Annotated in this window: 1 protein-coding gene; it reads left to right on the top strand. The window is 43.8% G+C overall.

The genetic code is table 11. The features are described 5' to 3' along the window. Window positions 1–65 precede the first annotated feature (65 nt). A partial coding sequence (locus tag I6F37_RS41840; RefSeq protein WP_225154648.1) for a hypothetical protein occupies window positions 66–418 on the top strand: 353 nt, incomplete at its 3' end.

Below are 418 nucleotides of genomic sequence, written 5' to 3'. Positions count from 1 at the left end.
TTATTGAAGTTTGCGCCATTGTCGTAAAGCTGATGACGTGAACATTTATGTCTGAACCAAGCAGGATGAGAAATCTGCTTGGTTCAGACATAAATGTTCACGTCATCAGCTTTACGACAATGGCGCAAACTTCAATAAACGTCAATAATTCGATTCTCAAAGGCGGCGAATCAAACCCTAAACGCGTTCCCGATGCAGCTTTGATAATTATGCCGCAAGCGCAGCAGCAAATCTTGACGCTTCCGCGCCTCGGTTCGGTAAATACCGACCGCGAAATGATTAAAAAACGCAAAGAACAAACCGAAAATCTCAAGAAAAGTGAACAAAATCTCACTAAAATCGCCGAAGATACGAACGGCGAAATCTTTCTGCCGGAAAACAAAGACGAACTAATCGGTAAAACCGGACAGATCGCCGC

This window comes from Bradyrhizobium sp. NBAIM08 (genome assembly GCF_020193935.1).
In the GTDB taxonomy this organism is placed as follows: domain Bacteria; phylum Pseudomonadota; class Alphaproteobacteria; order Rhizobiales; family Xanthobacteraceae; genus Bradyrhizobium; species Bradyrhizobium yuanmingense.
Note: the sequence above shows the minus strand (reverse complement) of the source record. Positions and strands in the feature narration are given on the sequence as shown.